At 30.8% G+C, this 21,069-nt stretch carries 25 protein-coding genes and 2 tRNA genes; 12 read left to right on the top strand and 15 right to left on the bottom strand.

Features of this window, described 5'->3' with window-relative positions:
• The 3 genes from hisC to hisF all read right to left on the bottom strand — a co-directional run.
• Positions 1-912 (bottom strand): histidinol-phosphate transaminase (gene hisC / locus HOH73_03390; GenBank protein ID MBT5827900.1); only part of this gene is annotated, 912 nt, incomplete at its 3' end.
• A complete protein-coding gene (gene hisE, locus HOH73_03385) occupies positions 894-1,199 on the bottom strand; it encodes a phosphoribosyl-ATP diphosphatase (protein MBT5827899.1) in 306 nt (101 codons plus the stop codon). The genes hisC and hisE, both read right to left, overlap by 19 nt.
• A 73-nt stretch (positions 1,200-1,272) precedes the next feature.
• Positions 1,273-2,034 (bottom strand): imidazole glycerol phosphate synthase subunit HisF, encoded by a 762-nt coding sequence (hisF, locus tag HOH73_03380; GenBank protein ID MBT5827898.1) that lies wholly within the window; start codon positions 2,032-2,034, stop codon positions 1,273-1,275.
• A 155-nt stretch (positions 2,035-2,189) separates the two neighbouring features.
• On the opposite strand from hisF, the gene folE reads away from it, so the two are divergent.
• A complete protein-coding gene (folE, locus tag HOH73_03375; GenBank protein ID MBT5827897.1) occupies positions 2,190-2,762 on the top strand; it encodes a GTP cyclohydrolase I FolE in 573 nt (190 codons plus the stop codon).
• A gap of 54 nt (positions 2,763-2,816) precedes the next feature.
• On the opposite strand, the gene HOH73_03370 is transcribed toward folE, so the two are convergent.
• The 3 genes from HOH73_03370 to dprA all read right to left on the bottom strand — a co-directional run bounded on the left by HOH73_03370 (position 2,817) and on the right by dprA (position 7,060).
• Positions 2,817-3,482: an HAD family phosphatase gene (locus HOH73_03370; GenBank protein MBT5827896.1), complete on the bottom strand. Its 666-nt coding sequence runs from the start codon at positions 3,480-3,482 to the stop codon at positions 2,817-2,819.
• Between the two features lies 1 nt (position 3,483).
• The gene (gene topA / locus HOH73_03365) at positions 3,484-5,922 is read right to left on the bottom strand and encodes a type I DNA topoisomerase (GenBank protein ID MBT5827895.1); all 2,439 of its coding nucleotides are present in this window, start codon (positions 5,920-5,922) and stop codon (positions 3,484-3,486) included.
• Between the two features lie 64 nt (positions 5,923-5,986).
• A complete protein-coding gene (gene dprA, locus HOH73_03360) occupies positions 5,987-7,060 on the bottom strand; it encodes a DNA-protecting protein DprA (GenBank protein MBT5827894.1) in 1,074 nt (357 codons plus the stop codon).
• On the opposite strand from dprA, the gene HOH73_03355 reads away from it, so the two are divergent.
• The 8 genes from HOH73_03355 (at position 7,055) to HOH73_03320 (ending at position 10,785) form a co-directional block, all read left to right on the top strand.
• Entirely contained in the window at positions 7,055-7,339 is a 285-nt protein-coding gene (locus HOH73_03355; protein MBT5827893.1) for an AtpZ/AtpI family protein, read from the top strand. The two genes, dprA and HOH73_03355, sit on opposite strands and share 6 nt — an antisense overlap.
• 10 nt (positions 7,340-7,349) lie before the next feature.
• On the top strand, positions 7,350-8,093 hold the full coding sequence (locus tag HOH73_03350; protein MBT5827892.1) for a F0F1 ATP synthase subunit A: 744 nt from the start codon (positions 7,350-7,352) through the stop codon (positions 8,091-8,093).
• Positions 8,094-8,150: 57 nt separating this feature from the next.
• Positions 8,151-8,378, top strand: coding sequence for a F0F1 ATP synthase subunit C (locus HOH73_03345; GenBank protein ID MBT5827891.1), 228 nt, complete (start codon positions 8,151-8,153; stop codon positions 8,376-8,378).
• Complete coding sequence (locus tag HOH73_03340; GenBank protein ID MBT5827890.1) at positions 8,378-8,812, top strand: hypothetical protein; 435 nt, start codon at positions 8,378-8,380, stop codon at positions 8,810-8,812. Before HOH73_03345 ends, HOH73_03340 begins: the two co-directional genes overlap by 1 nt.
• 1 nt (position 8,813) lies before the next feature.
• Positions 8,814-9,281: a hypothetical protein gene (locus tag HOH73_03335; protein MBT5827889.1), complete on the top strand. Its 468-nt coding sequence runs from the start codon at positions 8,814-8,816 to the stop codon at positions 9,279-9,281.
• Between the two features lie 74 nt (positions 9,282-9,355).
• Positions 9,356-9,667, top strand: coding sequence for a 50S ribosomal protein L21 (gene rplU, locus HOH73_03330; protein ID MBT5827888.1), 312 nt, complete (start codon positions 9,356-9,358; stop codon positions 9,665-9,667).
• 5 nt (positions 9,668-9,672) lie between these two features.
• Positions 9,673-9,924, top strand: coding sequence for a 50S ribosomal protein L27 (gene rpmA, locus HOH73_03325; protein MBT5827887.1), 252 nt, complete (start codon positions 9,673-9,675; stop codon positions 9,922-9,924).
• 87 nt (positions 9,925-10,011) lie between these two features.
• Positions 10,012-10,785, top strand: a complete 774-nt coding sequence (locus tag HOH73_03320; protein ID MBT5827886.1) for a 4-hydroxy-tetrahydrodipicolinate reductase — start codon at positions 10,012-10,014, stop codon at positions 10,783-10,785.
• Here the strand turns inward: HOH73_03320 and HOH73_03315 are convergent.
• The gene (locus HOH73_03315; GenBank protein MBT5827885.1) at positions 10,778-11,524 is read right to left on the bottom strand and encodes a HesA/MoeB/ThiF family protein; all 747 of its coding nucleotides are present in this window, start codon (positions 11,522-11,524) and stop codon (positions 10,778-10,780) included. The genes HOH73_03320 and HOH73_03315 overlap by 8 nt on opposite strands.
• On the opposite strand from HOH73_03315, the gene yaaA reads away from it, so the two are divergent.
• Both yaaA and HOH73_03305 read left to right on the top strand, forming a co-directional pair.
• On the top strand, positions 11,523-12,287 hold the full coding sequence (gene yaaA / locus HOH73_03310; GenBank protein ID MBT5827884.1) for a peroxide stress protein YaaA: 765 nt from the start codon (positions 11,523-11,525) through the stop codon (positions 12,285-12,287). The genes HOH73_03315 and yaaA overlap by 2 nt on opposite strands.
• A 17-nt stretch (positions 12,288-12,304) precedes the next feature.
• Complete coding sequence (locus HOH73_03305; protein ID MBT5827883.1) at positions 12,305-13,234, top strand: hypothetical protein; 930 nt, start codon at positions 12,305-12,307, stop codon at positions 13,232-13,234.
• A 42-nt stretch (positions 13,235-13,276) separates the two neighbouring features.
• On the opposite strand, the gene HOH73_03300 is transcribed toward HOH73_03305, so the two are convergent.
• Genes HOH73_03300 through HOH73_03285 form a run of 4 tightly spaced genes read right to left on the bottom strand, consistent with a single transcriptional unit; the run spans position 13,277 to position 17,973 of the window.
• A complete protein-coding gene (locus HOH73_03300; protein MBT5827882.1) occupies positions 13,277-14,638 on the bottom strand; it encodes an L-serine ammonia-lyase in 1,362 nt (453 codons plus the stop codon).
• A gap of 46 nt (positions 14,639-14,684) precedes the next feature.
• Positions 14,685-15,200 carry a translation initiation factor IF-3 gene (gene infC / locus HOH73_03295; GenBank protein MBT5827881.1) on the bottom strand — a complete coding sequence of 172 codons (516 nt, stop codon included), beginning with the start codon at positions 15,198-15,200 and terminating at the stop codon, positions 14,685-14,687.
• Between the two features lie 53 nt (positions 15,201-15,253).
• Positions 15,254-17,194, bottom strand: coding sequence for a threonine--tRNA ligase (thrS, locus tag HOH73_03290; protein MBT5827880.1), 1,941 nt, complete (start codon positions 17,192-17,194; stop codon positions 15,254-15,256).
• Positions 17,195-17,196: 2 nt separating this feature from the next.
• On the bottom strand, positions 17,197-17,973 hold the full coding sequence (locus HOH73_03285) for a sulfite exporter TauE/SafE family protein (protein MBT5827879.1): 777 nt from the start codon (positions 17,971-17,973) through the stop codon (positions 17,197-17,199).
• Between HOH73_03285 and HOH73_03280 the strand changes: the two genes are divergently transcribed.
• The gene (locus HOH73_03280) at positions 17,953-18,747 is read left to right on the top strand and encodes a TatD family hydrolase (GenBank protein ID MBT5827878.1); all 795 of its coding nucleotides are present in this window, start codon (positions 17,953-17,955) and stop codon (positions 18,745-18,747) included. The genes HOH73_03285 and HOH73_03280 overlap by 21 nt on opposite strands.
• 226 nt (positions 18,748-18,973) lie before the next feature.
• Here HOH73_03280 and HOH73_03275 read toward each other — a convergent pair.
• The 4 genes from HOH73_03275 to HOH73_03260 all read right to left on the bottom strand — a co-directional run bounded on the left by HOH73_03275 (position 18,974) and on the right by HOH73_03260 (position 20,872).
• A tRNA-Asp gene (locus HOH73_03275) sits at positions 18,974-19,050 on the bottom strand.
• Positions 19,051-19,064: 14 nt separating this feature from the next.
• Positions 19,065-19,141, bottom strand: a tRNA-Val gene (locus tag HOH73_03270).
• Between the two features lie 61 nt (positions 19,142-19,202).
• The gene (locus HOH73_03265) at positions 19,203-19,994 is read right to left on the bottom strand and encodes a prepilin-type N-terminal cleavage/methylation domain-containing protein (protein ID MBT5827877.1); all 792 of its coding nucleotides are present in this window, start codon (positions 19,992-19,994) and stop codon (positions 19,203-19,205) included.
• A gap of 200 nt (positions 19,995-20,194) precedes the next feature.
• Positions 20,195-20,872, bottom strand: a complete 678-nt coding sequence (locus tag HOH73_03260; GenBank protein ID MBT5827876.1) for a prepilin-type N-terminal cleavage/methylation domain-containing protein — start codon at positions 20,870-20,872, stop codon at positions 20,195-20,197.
• Between the last annotated feature and the right edge of the window lie 197 nt (positions 20,873-21,069).

Here is a 21,069-nt window from a genome sequence, read left to right as displayed (position 1 = left end):
TTCAATTAAAATAAAATTAGCATAAGATTTATAATGTTTTATATTTAACTTTGTAAGTTCAGTTTTTAAGAGCCTCATTTGCTCTTCATTATGTCTAATTGACTCTTTAACAAAGTCTTTATCATCTAACGCGATAATTGCCATTTCCTGTGCTATTTGATTCAAATTAAATGGACCTCTAATTCGATTTAATATATCTGCTAATTCCTTGGCCATTATGCCATAGCCAACCCGCAAAGAAGCTAAGCCATGAATTTTAGAAAAGGTTCTGGTTGCAATAACATTATCATATTTATAAGCTAAATCTATTCCAGATTCATAATCACTTATGTCACTTATATATTCAGCGTAAGCTCCATCTATAACCAATAAAATATCATCCCTTAATTTTGACCTCAACTCTTCTAATGCTGTTTTAGTAAGATAAGTTCCTGTTGGATTATTAGGATTTGCAATAAATATAATTCTAGTTTTAGCAGTTACCTTAGCCAGAATATTTTTTATATCTGCTGATAAATCAAATTCTTTTGCTTTAATTGACACCGCTCCAAATGATTTTGCATAGATACTGTACATTAAAAAGCCATGCTCTGTTGAGATAACCTCATCACCCTCTTTTGTAAAGGCAGATATTAGCAAACCAATTATTTCATCTGAGCCTGAGCCACAAACAATATTTTCACTTGAAAATTGCGGAAACATCTCATTAATTTTTGCCTTCAACATGGTTGCATCTCCATCTGGATAAAGATTAAAAGCACTAAAGTTAGCTAAGGACTCTTTAACTTTCAAAGAGCAACCTAATGGGTTTTCATTAGCTGATAATTTTACTGCTTTTTCATTCGATTCACCAGGTTTATATGGTGAAATATGCAAAATCGATTTTTTAATGTTTAATTTGCTGATGTCCATTTTTTATTTCTATTCTCTAATTCAGTTACTACTTCTGCTAAAGTTAAACCTTTGCTATCTAATAAAATCATTAAATGAAAAATCAAATCAGCTGATTCACTAATTAACCTTTCTTTATTTTCAGCAAGAGCTGCAATTACTACTTCTACCCCTTCTTCGCCAACTTTTTGTGTAATTTTGGGTAAGCCCTGTGCAATTAACTCTGCTATGTAGGAGTTTTCGGGCTTTGCTAATTTACGCTTTTTAATGATTTTAGCAATCTCGTTAAGAAATTCTAGATTCGCCATATTATTTTATAAAAATTTAAGCCTAAATTTAACAATTTAATTTGGATAAGCCAAGTTTTTTATCAAAGCTAAGCTATTTTCTTACTGCGATATTTTTTTCATGCAAAGAATTTTTTACTTCTAACACAGAATATTCACCAAAATGAAATACTGAAGCTGCAAGTAAGGCCTGCACCTCTCCCTCAATAGCACCCTCTGCAAAATGCTCAATTTTACCAACTCCACCCGATGCAATAATTGGAATATTTACGGCGTTTGAAATCAGTTTATTCAAGTTATTGTCAAAGCCTTGCTTAGTTCCATCCCTATCCATTGAAGTGACTAATAATTCGCCAGCACCTCTTTTTGTCATTTCTTTGGCCCAAAAAATTGCCTCTATGCCTGTTTCTTTGCTACCACCATGGGTATAAATTTCATATTGCTTATTTTGTTCGTGCCATTTTGCATCAATTGCCACCACTATAGCCTGACTACCAAATTCATTAGCCGCTTGGTTAATTAAATCTGGATTTTTGATTGCTGCTGAATTTATTGCAACTTTATCTGCACCAGATAAAAACAACTGTCGCATATCGGCGATTGACTTAACACCTCCTCCAACTGTTAAAGGGATAAAGCAACTAGATGCAACTTGTTTTACTACTGAAAAAATAGTATCTCTTTTTTCTTTGGTTGCCGTAATATCTAAAAAACACAATTCATCTGCTCCAGCATCATTATAAAATTTAGCTAACTCCACTGGGTCTCCCGCATCACGCAAAGACACGAAATTAACACCTTTTACCACTCTACCATCTTTTACATCTAAACATGGTATTATTCTTATTTTTAACATATTAATTCCTCATTTAATTCTAAAATATAATTTATCATTTGAGTTAGCAAGCCTTCTATTACTCTTTGGCAAATATAAATATAATAGGCAGTTCTGGTAAAAGTTGACTAGTATTATAAAGATATTATATTGGCGCTAAAATACACAATTTTGATATGAAAAACAGACCAAATATTGAAGAAGCTAAAAAAGCAGTTAGAACACTACTCTCTTGGGCAGGTGATGATCCTGATAGAGAAGGATTAAAAGATACACCCAAAAGAGTAACTGAAGCTTTTAGAGATTATTTTTCTGGTTATGATTTTGATCCTAAAAAGGTTTTATCTACTACCTTTGAAGAAGTGGGAGGTTATAATGACATAGTTTTACTTAAAAATATGCGCTTTGAATCACATTGTGAACATCATATTGCACCTATTATAGGACTTGCGCATATTGCATATATTCCTGACAGTAAAGTAGTGGGTATCAGCAAATTAGCTAGGTTATTAGATGTTTATGCCAAAAGATTGCAAACTCAAGAAACTATGACCTCGCAAATTGCTAATACCATAGAAGACACGCTTAAACCTCAAGGTGTTGCAGTACTAATTGATGCAGAACATCAATGTATGACTGCTAGGGGTGCGTACAAGCCTGGTACTACAACTATTACTTCTACTATGACTGGTATATTCAAAGAAGATAAATCTATGGAAGAAAAATTCTATAGTATGATCAAGTTTTAATTAACAAAAAATATTTTCACTAGGTAAAATAATGATAAAATTGCATGATTTTATTTAACAAAGATGTGCAATATCTAAGATTTCGCTTAAATCATCAATAATATAATCTGCGCCGGAAGCAAGTAATTTGCTCTTCCTTCTTTCCTTTATAATTGCGGTTCCTGTAAAGCCTACAGCTATCATACCTGCTGCTTTAGCCGCTTCAATACCCGCCTCACTATCTTCTATCACTAAAACCTGATCGATAGCACAGGAAAAATTTTTAGCTGCCCTAAAAAACATGTCAGGAGCTGGCTTTGCATTCTCACCTTCTAAACAAGTAATAATGTTTTCTTTATGAAAAAATTTCAACAAATCATTTTGCTCCAAAGAGCTTATAACATTTTGTCTTACTCCATTTGAAACCACACATTTATTTAATGTTAATTTATTTAAAACCAAATCTGCATTTTTAACGGCCTTAATTTCACTCATAAATGACATAGAAGTTTGCTCTATGGATTTTTCAAATATTTCTACATCAAAATCATTATTCTCTTTATCTAAAATTTTAATGATTTGCTTTGAATCTAACCCTCTAAATTTTTGCAAACATATCTCCGGCTTGTAATTAGCAAAACCTATATTTTTAAGGGCATCAGAAATAACTTTATTATTGGCTTCCTCACTAACTACTAAAGTGCCATCACAATCAAATATAACTAAGTTAAGTTTAGCCATATTACTTAACTTTCTTTTTAATCAATTCAATTGCTTCCGCTAAAGTTATTTGCTCAGCATCCATTGTTTTTGGTATAGCTATATTCTTTTTATTATATTTTATGTAAGGACCATATCTACCCTTAAGAATCTTGACCTCTTCTTTACTATCTGGATGCTCTCCCAACACCCTACCTTCTGGTGCTGATTTTTTTGAATTCTCCATAGTTTTAAGTGCTTGCTCTAAATCAATAGAAAATAAATCCTTATTATCTATTGAGTAAAACACCTTATCACTAAGTAAATAAGGACCAAATTTACCATTATTAACTATGATATCTTTGTTGCTTTTTGGATTAACACCAATATTTCTAGGTAATGAGATAATCTTTTTTGCTAAATCAAAATCTAACTCCGCCATGTTAACATGTTTTGGTATAGCTGAGCGCTTTGCTTTACCATCAAGCTGATACTCCAAATAATGACCATAAGGTCCTTTCTTGAGCTCTAGATCTTGACCATCAGCCATAGTTCCAATAACTTGATTTACATTTTCACTATCTTCTTTCTCTCCACCTATTTGTTGAGTAAACTTACATTCTGGATATCTTGAACATGAAATAAAAGCACCAAATTTACCCATTCTAAGGGCTAACTCGCCTGTGTCACAAGCTTTACATTTTCTCGCATCTTCACTATCGCCAAAATAATGATGGGCTAATGATTCAGTTATTTTCTTTGCTATTTCTAAAGGTTCTCTATCACCTGTTTTAGAGCAAATCTTTTCAAACCCAACCCAGAAATTACTTAAAAACTCTTTCCAATTAATTTTACCATTAGAAATATCATCTAAACCTTCTTCTAACTTTGCGGTAAAATCATATTCAAAATATTGCTCAAAAAATTCAACCAAAAATGCAGTGACCAACATGCCCCTTTCTTCCGGATAGAATCTTTTTTGCTCGATCTTTGCGTAATTTCTTTCTACTAAAATAGAAATTATAGAAGCGTAAGTTGATGGCCTACCGATACCTAATTCCTCTAAAGACTTTACCAAGCTAGCTTCATTATATCTTGGAGGTGGCTCAGTAAAATGTTGTTTAGTTGTAATCTTATCTAAGTCTAAAGCAGAATTATTACTTAGTTCTGGTAATAGGTTTTTATTATCATCATTTTTACCATAAATCTCAGTAAAACCATTAAAAATAATTACCGTACCACTTGCTCTAAAAGTAAATTCTTTATCTTGTGATATAATATCAACTGATGTTTGTAATGACTCTTGTGCCGCCATTTGAGATGCTACAGCTCTACTCCAAATAAGTTTATATAGTTTATATTGCTCATCTGATAAATATTGTTTGATATCATCTGGGCTTAAACTTATATCTGTAGGTCTTATTGCCTCATGGGCTTCTTGGGCATTTTTGACTTTATTTTTAAAGAAACGCTCTTTAGCAGGCAAATATTTTTTACCAAATTTTGTATCAATATATGCTCTAATCTTGCCAATTCCATCTTTTGATATACTAACACCATCCGTTCTCATATAGGTGATTAGACCTTTTGTTTCTCCAGCAATTGCAATTCCTTCATATAGCTTTTGTGCTATTTGCATAGTTCTCTTTGTAGTGAATCCAAGCTTAATAGAGGCGTCTTGCTGCAAAGTTGAAGTTGTAAATGGGGCAAAAGGATTACGCTTGACACTCTTTGCTTTAATATCACTTATTTGATATTTTTTGTCTGCTATCTTACTTTCTAAAGACTTTGCCTCAGCTTCATTTTTTATAAAAAATTTATCTAACTTCTCATTTTTAATAGCTGCTAATCTTGCTTCAAATTTAGATTTTTTATCTGCTATAAAATCGCCCTTTATACTCCAATATTCTACCTCTTTGAACTTTTCTATCTCTAATTCCCTTTCACAAACTAATCGTAATGCCACAGACTGTACTCTTCCGGCTGATTTACTACCTGGAAGTTTACGCCACAATATAGGAGATAAGGTAAAACCAACTAAATAATCTAAAACACGCCTAGCTTGTTGCGCATCTACCATGTCCACATCAATTTCTCTAGGGTTGCTGATAGCTTTAAGAATTGCAGATTTCGTAATTTCATTAAAGGCTACACGCTCTATTGTAATGTCTTTTGGCAATTTTTTCTTTTCTTTTAACGCCTCAATTATATGCCACGAGATAGCCTCACCTTCACGATCCGGATCCGTTGCTAAAATAATTTTTTTTGCCTGCTTAACTGAAGTAATTATTTCTTTTAGGCGCTTTTCAGAATTTTTATCTACTTGATAATCTAAGGAGAAATTATTTTTTGGATCTACAGATCCTGTTTTTGAAGGTAAATCTCTTATGTGACCATAAGAAGCCAACACTTTGTAATCCTTACCTAAATATTTATTTATCGTGCTCGCCTTAGCTGGTGATTCTACAATTACTAAATTCATATTTTCTATTTTAAAGTATTTTTTAACATTGCGACAAAAAAAAAATTGTCAATTAAATATTTTTTTAGTTAACCCTTTTATAAATCTTACCAAATTCATCTTGGTATATAAAATCTTCTAATTCTAGCTCAGCTAAAATTTCATTTAACTCTGCTGTATCCATATTTAGTTTACTAATCAAATCCTCAAATTCTACCCCATCTGCTGCAACATAGTTTAAAACCTCTTTATGTGTTTTTACAACTTTATTAATCTTAATATTTTTCTTAATGGAGGGTTCAACCTCATTAAAAAACCTTTCGACCTTTATTTTCTGATTAAGAACCTCAATTACTTCGGCAAAATCTAATAGCATATTTGCCCCATCCTTGATTAACTTATTTGTACCCATAACTTTATAATCATAAGGATGTCCAGCTACGGCAAAGATATCTTTATTGTAACTAAGCGCAAAATTAGCAGTTGATATTGAACCAGAATTTATTTTTGCCTCTATTATAATCACCAGCTCTGCTAAAGCAGCGATTATTCTATTTCTTTTAGGAAAATTCATTTTCATAGGCGCCATATTTATAGGATATTCAGAAATAATTAATTGTTCATCACTAAGCCTATCCATTAAATATTTATTTTCTCTAGGATAACATTGCTTTAAACCTGTTCCTATTACTGCTATAGTATTCTTTGCATTTAAATGTACCACACTATCTATACCCTTTGCCATACCTGATATAAGCACCAAATTAAAATGGTTCAAATAATCGCACAAATCCTCGACTAGCTTTATATTATTAAGGTTAGGAGACCTAGAACCAACAATAGCTAGCAAATTTCCCTGCAATAAATCTAAATTACCTTTTGCATAAAACATGATAGGAAAATGAGATATATTTTTAAAATATTTTGGATAAGAGGGGGAAAAAAATGTAATAATTTCTATATCATTAGCAATAATAAAATTATAATCTTGCTCAATTACGCCATGCGCTATTTTAGCTAACTCGTTTTCAACCGTAGGCAAAGATAGAAACTCATTTAAATCTAGAGCTTTTATACATAAATGGCGTAATTTATTAATTGCCTTATTGGGCAAATATGATAATTTGATCAAATCAAAATAATGTAATTTTTTATGCAAAATAACCTTAAAAATAGCTTAGATAAAATCGATAATGGAATAAATTATTTCAAAAATAAAGAGAAAAAAGCAAATAAATCAGAAAAAAGACAAACAAATCAACAATTAAAATATACTACACAAGTTACAGTTGATTTATTATCTGGCCTTGCAGTTGGCGCCTTTATTGGCTATGAGTTAGATAAATTTTTTCAAACAAAACCATTGTGTTTTATTGTTTTTATGGTATTAGGTATTGCCGGTGGTACACTAAATTTAATAAGAAACTTAAATAAATAAATTAATATAAATGGCAGGTAAAGAAGGAGGCTCTCCACTTGAACAATTTAGAATCAATGAAATCCAGGATTTAAGCCTTTTTGGTCAAAACATAGTTTTCACAAACTCCTCTTTATTTTTGGTTTTAGCAACCGTTACAATAATCGGTTATTTTTTGTTTGCGATTAAAAACCAGCAAATTGTACCAACTAGACTTCAAGTAACTGCAGAATTTTTTTACAACTTTATAAAAAATATGCTGATTGAAAATGCGGGACCTTCTGCAATAAAATTCTTCCCCTTAGCCTTTAGTCTTTTCATGTTTGTTTTATTTTCTAACCTACTTGGTATGGTGCCATACAGTTTCACCACTACAAGTCACATATTTACTACTTTTAGCTTGGCCGCTATGCTTTTTATCATTGTCGTAATTGCAGCCTTTATCAAGCATGGCTTTAAATTCTTCTCTATATTTTTGCCAAGTGGCACGCCATTATGGCTAGCACCATTGCTAATAGTCATTGAATTATTTGCATATTTAATGAGACCTGTAAGCCTATCCATTAGACTTGCAGCTAACATGACAGCAGGACATACCATGTTGAAAGTAATAGCAGGATTTATAGTACCATTAGGGTATTTAGGTGGTTGGCTACCTTTGTTATTTTTAGTTTTATTGACTGGTTTTGAAATTTTTGTTGCAATTTTACAAGCATATATATTTACTATGCTTGCTTGCGTATATCTAAGTGATGCAGTTGAACTTCATCATTAGGTATTTACACTATTAAACGCTAGTGTAATTTTTTTTATTAATTTATCGAGGTTTGAAATGGAACTTGAAAGCTTAAAATTTATTGGAATTGGTTTAACCGCACTTAGTTTTTTTGGTGCAGCTATAGGACTTAGTAATATCTTTGCAACTGCTATAAAAAGCATCGCAAGAAATCCTTCTGCTGAATCAAAAGTATCTAAATATGTATTTATAGGTGCAGGTTTCGCTGAGTCTATGGGCTTATTTGCTCTAGTTATAGCATTAATGTTATTATTTGTAGCTTAATGCCTCAGTTAGATTTTGCAAATTATCCATTTATATCACAAATATTCTGGCTAGCGCTTAGTTTTTTTGTGTTATATATATATTCAGCTAAAATCATTCTACCACGCATTTCTAAAACCATAGAGATGCGTGATAGAACAATTAAAACAGCTCTTACAGAAGCTGAAACAGCTAAGAAACAACTGGAAGAAAACAACGAAAGCAACGAAGTATTATTATCTGGCGCAAGACTTAAATCTAGAGATTTAATTAAGCAGGCGCAGAGTGAAATAGATAAGAAATCAAATTTAGCACAGAGCAAAACTGATGCTATAATAGCCGAGAAAATAAATGATTGTAAAATCAACATAGAAAAACTGAAAGAAAACAGTAAAAAAGAAATTTCTACATTGACTGAAAATATTTACAACAACTTGTTAAAAAACTACTTATAATATGTTTGATGAAAAATTCTGGATAGCAGTTGCTTTTTTTATATTTGTTGCGCTAGCATATAAAAAACTCTCTAATATTTTTATTAACTCTTTAGACAGTAAGAGAAAAGAAATAGAAGATGAGCTAAATAAGGCTACAGATTTAAGGAAAGAAGCAAAAAAAATAAAAGATTCTTACTTAAGAAAGCAAAAACTAGTAGAACAGGAAGCATCTAAAATCATCCACAATGCTGAGCTGGCCTCTGAAAAAATGTTGGATGAAGCAAAGCTTCAAATAGAAAAAACTACATCTACTAAATTAGCTCAAATTGAACTACATATAGCTGACATACAAAAGCAAGCTATTGACGAAATCAAAATTAATGCGGTTAAAACTGCAATAGAGAAATTTAGTAAAAACCTAGATACAAATATTGATCAGGAAAAGCTAATAGATAAAAACATTAACTCTCTTAAGCATTCTGCTTAATACTAGATATAGTAATATTTTAATTTGACATTACTAGCTTCTAGTATATATTTTAACCTCTTTTTGGTAGAAAAATGTACGCGATAATTGAAAATAAAGGAAAACAGCTAAAAGTTGAAAAAGACTCTATAGTTAAAATAGACAGATTAGAAACTAAGTCTGGTGAAAAAATTACATTTGATAATGTATTATTATTAAATGAAGGAAAGGATACTAAAGTTGGTTCTCCGAATATATCTGGTGCTGTAGTAACCGCCACGGTAGTGGAAAATAAAAAAGATGATAAAATTATTGTATTCAAAAAGAAAAGAAGACATAATTATCGTAGAAAAATAGGTCACAGACAAGAATATACATTAATAAAAATCGAAGATATTAAAGGTTAAATAAGATGGCTCATAAAAAATCAGGTGGTAGTTCCCGTAACGGAAGAGATTCCGCAGGTAGAAGATTAGGTGTAAAATTATTTGCTGGTGAGTCCATAAAAGCGGGACAAATCATAATAAGACAAAGAGGTACAAAATACTATCCAGGTGAAAATGTTGGAATAGGTAAAGACCACACTTTATATGCTCTTATTCAAGGTAAAGTAGCTTTCCGTAAAACCAAAACAAAAACATTCGCTCTAGTTGAAGCGGCTTAGTTCTGCAAGCCCTAGCTCCAATAAATTATTATAGATTTTTAATTACTAATAATTTAACTCCACATAATATAATTCTTAAACTTAACCATGATTAATATAGCAATTATTGGAATTTTTGGTCGCATGGGTCAGGAAATAAGTAAAGAGATTGCTAAGTCAGATAATTTTAATCTTATTTCTGGTTTATGTAAAAAAACACAATTAACAAATAATACTTTTAGCAAAGAACTATTACTTTCCTCTGATATCAATGAAGTAATCTCAGGAGTTGATGTTGTTATTGACTTTTCCAATCCAGACTTAAGTTTAGAAGTAGCTAACGCTGCTAATAAAAAGCGCATAAATTACATTTGTGGTACCACAGGATTTACCAATGAGCAGTTTGCCAAACTTAAAATTTTAGCAGAAAATAGTGTCTTTATTTGGGGCTCTAATATGAGTATTGGGATTAATTTACTTTTAGCCTTAATTAAAAAATCTAGTTCTGTTTTGGGTGAGGAGTTTAATGCTGAAATTATTGAGATGCATCATAAATATAAAAAGGATTCGCCATCTGGCACTGCTATTTCTCTTGGAAAGGCCATTGCTGATAGTAGAAACCATGATTTTAATAAGGTTGCAAAATTATCAAGAGAAGGAATTTTAGCTGAAAGATCAAATGACGAAATAGGCTTTGCTACATTGAGAGGTGGTTCTGTGATAGGCGATCATCAAGTTATTTTCGCAGAAGATAGTGAAATAATCACTTTAGGTCATAAAGCATGTGATAGAGCTATTTTTGCAAAAGGGGCCTTAAAAGCAGCTCTAGCGGCCCAAAACAAAGCGAATGGCTTCTATAATATTCAGGATATATTTATTTAAAGCTGCACATACAGCTTTTTCTTTTTTTTACTTTAACTAAGCGATGATTATTTTTAATAAAATCAAAAATCATCATTTTACCAGCCATAGTTTCTTTTATACCTATAATTTCTTTTAACACTTCTGCGGCCATAAAAGTTCCAACTACCCCTACTCCTGGACTAAATACTCCTTGCTTATAACAAGCTTTTTCTAGCTTAACATCAATTTCTTCATGGTGAAAGCAACGAAAGCAAGGTAGGTTATTATCATAATATTGCTTATATACTGAAACATAACCATTAAATCCTAGAAATGAACCAGAGATTAAGGTCTTATTTTGCTCTGTGGCAATATCTGAAAGCATAAATTTTGTTTTAAAGTTGTCGCTTGCATCAATAATTAAGTCATAATTATTTGCGTATTTTGCAAGCAATTTAAACTCTAATCTTTTAGAAATTAACTCTATTTGTGCTTTTGGATTTAATGTTTTTATTATTTTGGCTGTAACTTCTACTTTTCCCTTATCTATATCTTCTTCGCAATAATTATTTTGTCTTGCTAAATTGTCCAACTCTATAATGTCATCATCTATAAGACAAAAATTATTTACACCACTAGAAGCTAAATAACGCACACATGGCGAACCAAGGCCACCAAGACCTATAATTAATATTTTAGCTTTATTAATTTTCTCTTGCCCTTTAGTACCAATTTCTTTTAATAAGATATGTTTATTAAATTTATGGTCTTTACTCATGTTAATTTTATTATCACCTGCTAAAAAACTTAATTTAGAAAATGAGTTTAAGCCAAAAAAAACTAGTTTTCCAGATTTCTTAGATAAAACAAAAATTTTAGCACAAATATTAAAAGAAAAAACACCTAAGGATTTAAAAGAGCTGATGAAAATTAGCGATAATATAGCTGAGTTAAATTATAATAGATATCAGGATTTTAACTTAAGTAATGTTGAAAAATTATATGTAGCAATTTCTAGTTTTGCTGGTGAAGTATATAATGGCTTAGATGCTAAAACATTAAGCAATAATGAATTAGAATATGCTAATAATAATTTAAGAATATTATCTGGTTTATATGGTTTATTAAGGCCTTTTGATCAGATTCAACCATATCGCTTAGAAATGGGTACTAAGTTAGAAAACCCTGAGGGTAAAAACCTTTATGATTTCTGGCAAAGTTTAATTACAGAAAAAATTAATAATGATTTTTCAACACAAATCATCAATCTTGCTTCTAATGAATATTTCAAAGCTGTTAAATTTAAATCACTACAGCAAGATATTATAACACCTGCCTTTTTTGAAAATAAAAATGGTGAATATAAAACAATCATGATGTATGCAAAAAAAGCCAGAGGCTTAATGGCAAGATATATCATAAAAAACAAAATTAAAAATTGGGAAGCTTTAAAATTTTTTAATTATGATAATTATATTTTTAACCCTAAATTATCTGATTTAGATTGCAAAAATAAAAAACTTGTTTTTACTAGGGGGTAACAAAATTAAATAAAATTATGGCAGATAAAAAGAAAAATATTCTAAAAATTGATAATAGAGTTATTATAGTTTCAATCATAGCTATTATTCTTACTCTAACTGTAATATTTATTAATAAAAACAAAGAATCAGATATAAGTCCTTACATTGCCAATATTAATGGTAAGGAAGTAACTAGTAATAGTGTTAATAAATATTTAAAATCTTCTTTTAACACACCTGATAATTTTGATCTTAATGCATTACCTAAAGCTCAATTAGAAACTATTTTACTACAATTTGCAGTAGAGAAAGAATTATTAAAAATTGCAAAAAAAAGCAAAATAGCAAAAGATCCAAATATTGCTAATAAAATAGCAGAAGCTGAGAATAAAATATTAAAAGAAGCCTTCTTAGAGAAAATTGCCACAGAAGCAACTACTAGATCAGCTCTAGAATCAGAATATAATAGCTTTAGTGTAAAGGTAGCCGAGCAATTAGAAGGTAAAACGGAATATGCAGCCAAACATATTTTAACAAAAACTAAAAGTGAAGCAAATGTGATTTACAATAAGATTACAAAAAACCAAGATTCATTTGAAAATTTAGCTAAAGAAAATTCAATAGATACCGTAACAGCAAAAAATGGCGGCGATTTAGGTTATTTTCTAGAAGGTAATATGGTTCCAGAGTTTGAAAATAAAATAAAAACTATAGAAGTAAATAAATTATCAAAGCCTTTTAAATCTAAGTTTGGTTGGCATATTATAATATTAACAGATAAAAGACCGGCAAAAGTTCCTGCCTTAAATGATATTTATGAGCAATTAAAAAAAGAGCTATCTTACAAAGCTATCAATAATTATCTTACAAAGTTAAAAGAAAATATTAAAGTTGAATTACTTAATACCGATAAAAGTAAAGCCGAGATCACCACGGATAATAAGTCAGATTTAGAAACAAACTAAAAAATAAAAGAGAGTATGGCTAATTATAACATCACTTATAAATTAGCATTCTATAACATTTATTGCTAAACCTCCTCTTGAAGTTTCTTTATATCTAGACTTCATATCTAGGCCTATTTGTTTCATTGTTCTTATTACTTTATCCAAAGAAACTTTTTCTGTTCCATCGTTATTTCGCGCTAATCTTGCTGCATTTATTGCTTTTATAGCTCCCATAGTATTTCTTTCTATACATGGTATTTGCACTAAGCCTTTAACTGGGTCACAAGTTAAACCAAGATTATGTTCCATACCAATTTCTGCCGCTACTTCAATTTGTTTATTAGTACATTCTCTTAATGCTGCAAGCCCTCCAGCTGCCATAGAACAAGCTACACCTACTTCTCCTTGACAACCCATCTCAGCCCCAGAAATAGAGGCATTCTCTTTATATAAAAAGCCGATGGCACCAGCTGTAAAAAAGAAAGTTTTTAATTGCGCTAGAGATAATTTTTGATGATATTTTTCATAATAATGTAATGTTGCTGGTATAATACCCGCCGCACCATTGGTTGGTGCCGTTACTATGCGCCCTCCTGCCGCATTTTGTTCATTTACTGCTAATGCATATAAACTTACCCAGTCAAATATTTTTTGTGGTGTATCTTTAGAGCTTAATAACTTCTTATATATTGCAGGAGCTCTGCGGCTCACATTTAAACCACCAGGTAATATTCCCTCTGTTTGACAACCAATATTAACAGATTCTTGCATCACTGACCAAATACGTATTATTTTACTATCTATTTCTTCCTGCTTATGAAAAGTTAATTCATTAAACGCCACTATCTCAGCTATAGTTAAGTTATTATTCTCAGCAATTTCTAGTAATTGATCACATTTTTTAAATTCAAATTTTACTTTCTTAGCTTTATTATTATGGTTATCATTAATTTCTGACTCTGATAGAAAAAAACCTCCACCCACAGAAAAGAACTTTTTTCGATAAATAACAGCGCTTTTATCATTAAATAAAACAAACTCCATACCGTTAGGGTGCTGTGGTAAGTTTTTAAAGTCTAAATCTAAATCTGTATGATAATCAAAACTAATTTTCTTTTTATTTAACAATAATAAGAAATTTTTATCTTTAACTTCACTAAATATCTTATCTGCCTCGATAATATTTATATGTTCGGGTTCAAAGCCAAATAAACCCATAATAACAGCTTTATCTGTGCCATGTCCTATACCAGTTGACGCCAAGGAGCCATGTAGATTTATTTTTATTTTTGTTGTTTCTTCAAATATATATTTTTCTGTTGCTAATTCTAGAAATTTTTTTGCCGCTCTCATTGGTCCTACGGTGTGAGAACTTGAAGGACCTATTCCTATTTTAAACAAGTCAAAAACTGATATATGCATTTTTTATTCCAAAATTAAATGTTTAAGCAAAAAAAAAAAATTACTACTATTTTGGGGCTAAAATCATTAATAATTGTCTCATTTCCATTTTAGGCTCAACTTCTATTTTAGCCAACTCATCTGTATCCTCTTTTACTCTTAGAAAAATATTTCTAGCAATTTCCTGCTTAGCTATTTCTCTTCCTCTAAAACGCATAGATATTTTAACTTTATTACCTTCTTGCAAGAATTTTGAGGTTGCTTTTAACTTGATATTATAGTCGTTATCACCAATATTTGGTCTAATTTTAATTTCTTTAATCTCTACGGTTTTTTGTTTCTTTTTTGCTTCAGCTGCACGCTTTTGTAATTCATACTTATACTTACCATAATCTAAGATTTTACACACAGGCGGACTAGCATTTGGTGAGACCTCAACTAAATCTAAGCTTAAAGATTTTGCCTTTAAAATTGCTTCATTTAAGCCTAAAACTCCTAGCATTTCTCCTTTATCATCAACTACTCTCACTTTTTCTGCTCTTATTCTGTTGTTAGCAGCAGGAAGTTTGTTCTTTTTATTCATTTATGGTTAATATTACCTTTTATTAATTAATTTTTATTACACTGTACCACTATTTAACATGATGGCACAAGAATTATATCTTTTAATCTATTATTAATTTTACTAAGTTCAAGGTTTTCTTGCTCTACCTCCCCTAATTTTCTTATTTGGACTGTTTTATTATTCATTTCATCTTCGCCTAAAATAAAGATCATAGGTACTTTTAGGTTACTATATTTTCTAATTTTATAGCCTATTTTATCAGAAGAAATATCTTTAATATATCTGATGCCTATTTGAGCTAAAGTTCTAGCAACCTCATCTGCATATTCATCAACTTTGTTAGTAACGGTTGCAATTGCCACTTGATCTGGCGCAAGCCATAAAGGAAATTTACCACCATAATGCTCAATTAAAATACCAATAAAGCGCTCAAAAGAACCTAATATTGCTCGATGTATTAATACAGGTCTAACTTGATTTCCAGAGTTATCTGTATATTTTGCATCTAAGCGCTCTGGTAACACAAAATCTACTTGTAAAGTACCACATTGCCAATCTCTACCAATAGTATCAGTTAATACAAATTCTATTTTTGGGCCATAAAAAGCTCCTTCACCGGGGTTTAGTTCATAGGGTATACCAACTGCTTCTATAGCTTTTTTTAACGCATTTTCAGCTTTATCCCAAGTTTCATCAGTTCCAGCTCTTTTATCTGGTCTGTCTGAAAATTTAATTTTGACTTTAGCAAATGAAAAAACCTTGTAAACTTCTAATAATAAATTTGAAAAGTTTTTAGTTTCTTCAGTGACTTGCTCTTCTGTGCAGAAGATATGTGCGTCATCTTGTACAAAACCCCTAACTCGCATCAAGCCATGTAAAGCACCAGAGGGTTCATTACGATGACAACATCCAAATTCTGCCATTCTATATGGCAGATCTTTATAGCTGGTTACTTTCTGGTTAAAAACTTGAATATGAGCAGGACAATTCATTGGCTTCAAAGCTAATTCTCTGCCTTCTGACTGCGCAATGAACATGTTTTCTTGAAATTTAGACCAATGACCAGATTTTTCCCATAATGATTTATCGATTAACATAGGTGTTTTAACTTCAAAATAACCATTATCATTTTGTACTTTTCTTACAAACTCTTGAATTAAATTATATAATATTGTGCCATTTTTGTGCCAAAAAATAGAACCAGTGGCTTCCTCTTGAATATGAAACAAATTCAAGTCTTTACCTAATTTTCTATGATCTCTTTTTTCAGCCTCCTCAACCCTAAAAAGATATTCTTCTAACTGCTCTTTTTTTGCAAAAGCAGTACCATAAATCCTCTGTAACATCTGGTTTTTTGAATCTCCTCGCCAATAAGCACCACTCACTTTAGTTAGCTTAAAGTTTTTTATAAAATTAGTTGATCTAGCATGAGGTCCCCTGCATAAATCTATAAAATTCCCTTGCCTATATAAAGTTATTTCCTGGTCTTCTGGAATGGACTCTATAATTTCAGCTTTATATGTTTCACCCTGATCTAAAAAGAATTTTTTTGCTTCATTTCTCTGCCAAACCTCACAAGTAACTTCTATATTTTGCTCAGCTAGTTTTCTCATTTTTTTTTCAATCTTGTTAAGATCATCTATTTTAAAAGGAGTTTCTCTAACAAAATCATAATAGAAACCATTTTCTATTGCAGGCCCTATAGTAACTTGCACCTCAGGGTATAGCTCTTTTACTGCTTGCGCCATTAAATGAGCACAATCATGCCTTATAATCTCTTGAACCTCATCTCCCTCATCATCTAATGTTATAAATTTTAATTCACCAGAACAAGTCAATGGATAATATGTATCTACCTGTTTACCATTTATGGTTGCTGCAATGGTTTTTTTTGCAAGAGACTTACTAATTGAGTTTGCTATTTCTAGTGCAGTAATTCCATTATTATATTGCTGTTGTTTTCCATCTGGAAAAGTAATTATAATGTTTTCTTCTTGATGAGCTAATGACATTTCTATTTTGTAATATAAATTAATCCTGCCGCTAATAATAATATATTAATTATCTTTTTAAAGATATCTTCAGGAATCCTTAAATGAATACGATATCCTAACAAAACTGCAAGTGAAATCGGTATAATTAGCCACCACATTAGAAAAAACTCTGCAAATTCATATTTTTTAAGATAATTTAGCTGCAAAAATCTTACTAAGTTAAAAAAAGCAAAATAGAATGCCATGGTTGAACGCAAGCTATTTTTATTAATAAAACTTTCTTTTACCGCAAGCAAAGTAAATGGCCCACCTATACTAAATAAACCATGCGCTATACCTCCTGCAAATAATAATGGAAATCTAAAATAACTTTTTAACTTTAACTTTAACTTTAAGAAAATTAAGGATTTAAGCGTAACTACAACTAAAAAAATAGCAAAAACCTTAAGCAAAATAGCTTCAGATATATTGCTAAATAAATTTACTCCTATTAACAATCCTATTATTGAAATTGGAAAAATAGTTTTTATAAGCAAGCTCCAGTTAATAGTCTTTCTGTCTGTAAATAAAACAACCATACTTGCAGTAAAACCTACATAAATTATCACTGGGGTTAAAGCCTTAATCTCTAAAAAAAAACTTAAAATTGACAATGCTATTAACAAACCACCAAAACCCATAATACTTTCAAAAAAGAAAGCTAAAGTGAAGACTATGGTGATAAGACTTGATTCATACATAAAAAATATTATATTAGTGTTTTTAAGATTAAAATTATGTATATAATAGATAGTCATTGTCATCTAGATTTTCCAGAACTTTTTACTGAATTAGAACAAAAAGTTCAAAATGCACATCAAGCTGATGTAAAATATATGCAAACAATTTGCACAAAAATAAGTGAATTTAGTACAATTGAGAACATAGCTAATCAACAAGAAAGTATTTTCTGTTCAGTTGGGACCCATCCAAATAATGTCGCTAATGAAAAAAAATATATAGCAGAAGATATTATTGCACTAACCAAAGGCCCTAAAGTAATAGGAATAGGTGAAACTGGCCTAGATTATTATTACGAAGATTCACCAAGACTTGCCCAAAAGGAAAGTTTCATAGAACATATTAAAGCTGCCATAAACACTCAATTACCTGTAATTATTCACACTAGAAACGCTGATGCTGACACTTTAGATATTCTAAAAGAAACTCTAAAAGAAAATTCATATCCAGCCCTAATTCATTGCTTCACCGCAAGTGAAGAATTTGCAAAATCAGTATTAGATTTAGGTTTATATATTTCTATTTCTGGCATTGTCACTTTTAAGAACTCTAATGATTTACGCGGAATTGTAAAAAAAATACCTTTAGATCGTTTGTTAATAGAAACAGATGCGCCATATTTAGCGCCAGTTCCAAGAAGAGGCAAAACCAATGAGCCAGCCTACACAAAATATACTGCTGAGTTTATTGCTGATCTATGTGGTATCAGCTACGAAGATCTTGCACAGCATACTAGTCAGAATTTTTTCACATTATTTAATAAAGCTCATAAATATGTTAAATCAAGTTAAAGAAAATTTAATAAATTCAAATATGCTCAGAAAGCTGTATAAAGTATTTTTATTAGTTATTGCTCTTTATATTAGTTTCTTTGTTTTTAGCTTTTTGTTAAGTATTTTTGCAATAATTGCTTGTTGCTTTATGATTAGAAGAGTTTTTATTCGTTATAGAGCCAGCCCTGTAAATACAAGGAACATCAAAACTGTTATAGAAATAAATCCAAAAAAATAAATCTGGTGGCGGGAGTGACGGGACTCGAACCCGCGACCTCCTGCGTGACAGGCAGGCGCTCTAACCAACTGAGCTACACCCCCAAAATGTTTAGTGCTGGTGGGCGATGAGAGATTCGAACTCCCGACCCCCTCGGTGTAAACGAGATGCTCTAACCAGCTGAGCTAATCGCCCTAAACATTGGAATTATGTGTTTTATTACATTATCACTTAATATTCAAGAAAAAAATATTATCTAAAAATTCATCACAAACATCATGCGACATGCTGCATAATCATTAGTTGCCATATAGCTAAGCGTGCCATCACTTGAGGTATAGCCGCTTGCATAACTACTTAAACTGGTACATTGCTGGCTATTTCCAACATCTATACCATGATCTGCTAATATTATACCACTATTTGGCAACCCATCATCTAACTTATTATCTATATTATATGCATCTACTGGTTTTAACACAGAGTTATCTGCCACATGAAAATTTGCTGTTTGTATTTTACCAAGAGCCAAAACATTCTTATAACTCATCTCATATACCTCATTATTACTATAACCCCATTGATTACAATCTAAACCAAGAGTGAAAAAACTAAAGCCTGCATTGCTATTATAGCCAGAAGTACCAACAGTCACACCTACTTCCTCTGCAGTTAAATACTCTCCATCATAATTTCCCCCTATTAAATCTGCTAATTTCATATGCCAGAATGACATAGGAGAATCAACCATTGAGAGCAATATATTATCTTCTGAAGCATAAGAAATTGTAGATGAAGTGCAAGTACTTGACTTATTTGTAACTCCAAAAAATGCTAAAGCACCAGTGGCGCTCATGTCACCTGGTAATACATCATAAGTAAGGTAAAATGTATTATAAGCATTTTTATATGTATTATAATCACTTATTACCGCTCTTAATTTAGCCTGACCTATTAATTTACTACCTGATGATACTCCCGCAATCAACATACCTATAATTATTAAGACTATTGATAACTCAACTAGTGAAAATCCTTTTTTATTCATTATTAATTAATATATTGTGTTGATATATTTATTTGAGTATATCACAAAATGCAAATAAAAACAAATTGAATAAAATTTTGCTCTAAGATAGAACTTGGCATTAGATATGTATCAGAAAGAATAGCTATTTAACAAAACTTACAATAAAATATAAGAACTACAACATCTTATACTAGATAAGATGTGAATTATTATTCATTCTATCGATCGACTGTCATTAAAAGATTACATCCAACTGAAGTAGAAGTAAGTATATAACCAGAAGAATCACCACATGTTGTAGTTGAAACATCCTGTATTGCTCTAAATCTAATGTTACCAGATAATGGCAAACCATCATCTAATTTATAATCTACCCTATATTGGTCTACAGGAATCAAACCTGCATTATTACCAATATTATCTCCACCTAATTGTATACAAACTGTGCCTAAATCTGAATGACCCATACTGCTGCATTGTAAAGCAGGATGATAAATAGTACTACTAAAAGCACTTGAAGATATTGTTTCTGTTTGACCATCATAACTTCCTGAGATTAATCCTGCTAAAGCTAAATGTTGATTCGATCTATAACTTTCATAGGACCATTCAATTTCATAATCACCATCGCCATTACAACTGTTGTAACCACCTGATGTATTTGTGCAGCTATCTACACTACCAAAAAAATCATATGCATTATTTATATCGCCAGGTAGTTGGTCATAAATTTGTTCAAAAATATTAAAAGAATTCTTAAGCTCATTCAATTCATTGATCAATGAATTAATTCTAGCTTGTTTTATTAATTTACTACCTGATGACACTCCCGCAATCAACAAACCTATAATTATTAAGACTATTGATAACTCAACTAGTGAAAATCCTTTTTTCATAATATAAACAAATTAAATTTTAATGTAAGTTAACTTATTCTATACCAAAACATCTTTTTATCTAATATAGCAACAAATAACATAATAATAAATTAATATGTGGAGAGACAAAAGTTCAAGCATTCTCCACTCAATTAATCATATTTTTTGGATATAAATAAAATATTATAGCATGATAAAATCAAGCTAAGTAACAT

This window comes from Alphaproteobacteria bacterium (assembly GCA_018667735.1).
Lineage (GTDB): Bacteria > Pseudomonadota > Alphaproteobacteria > Rickettsiales > JABIRX01 > JABIRX01.
The sequence above is the reverse complement of the archived record's forward strand: the minus strand, read 5'-3'. Positions and strand labels throughout refer to the sequence as shown.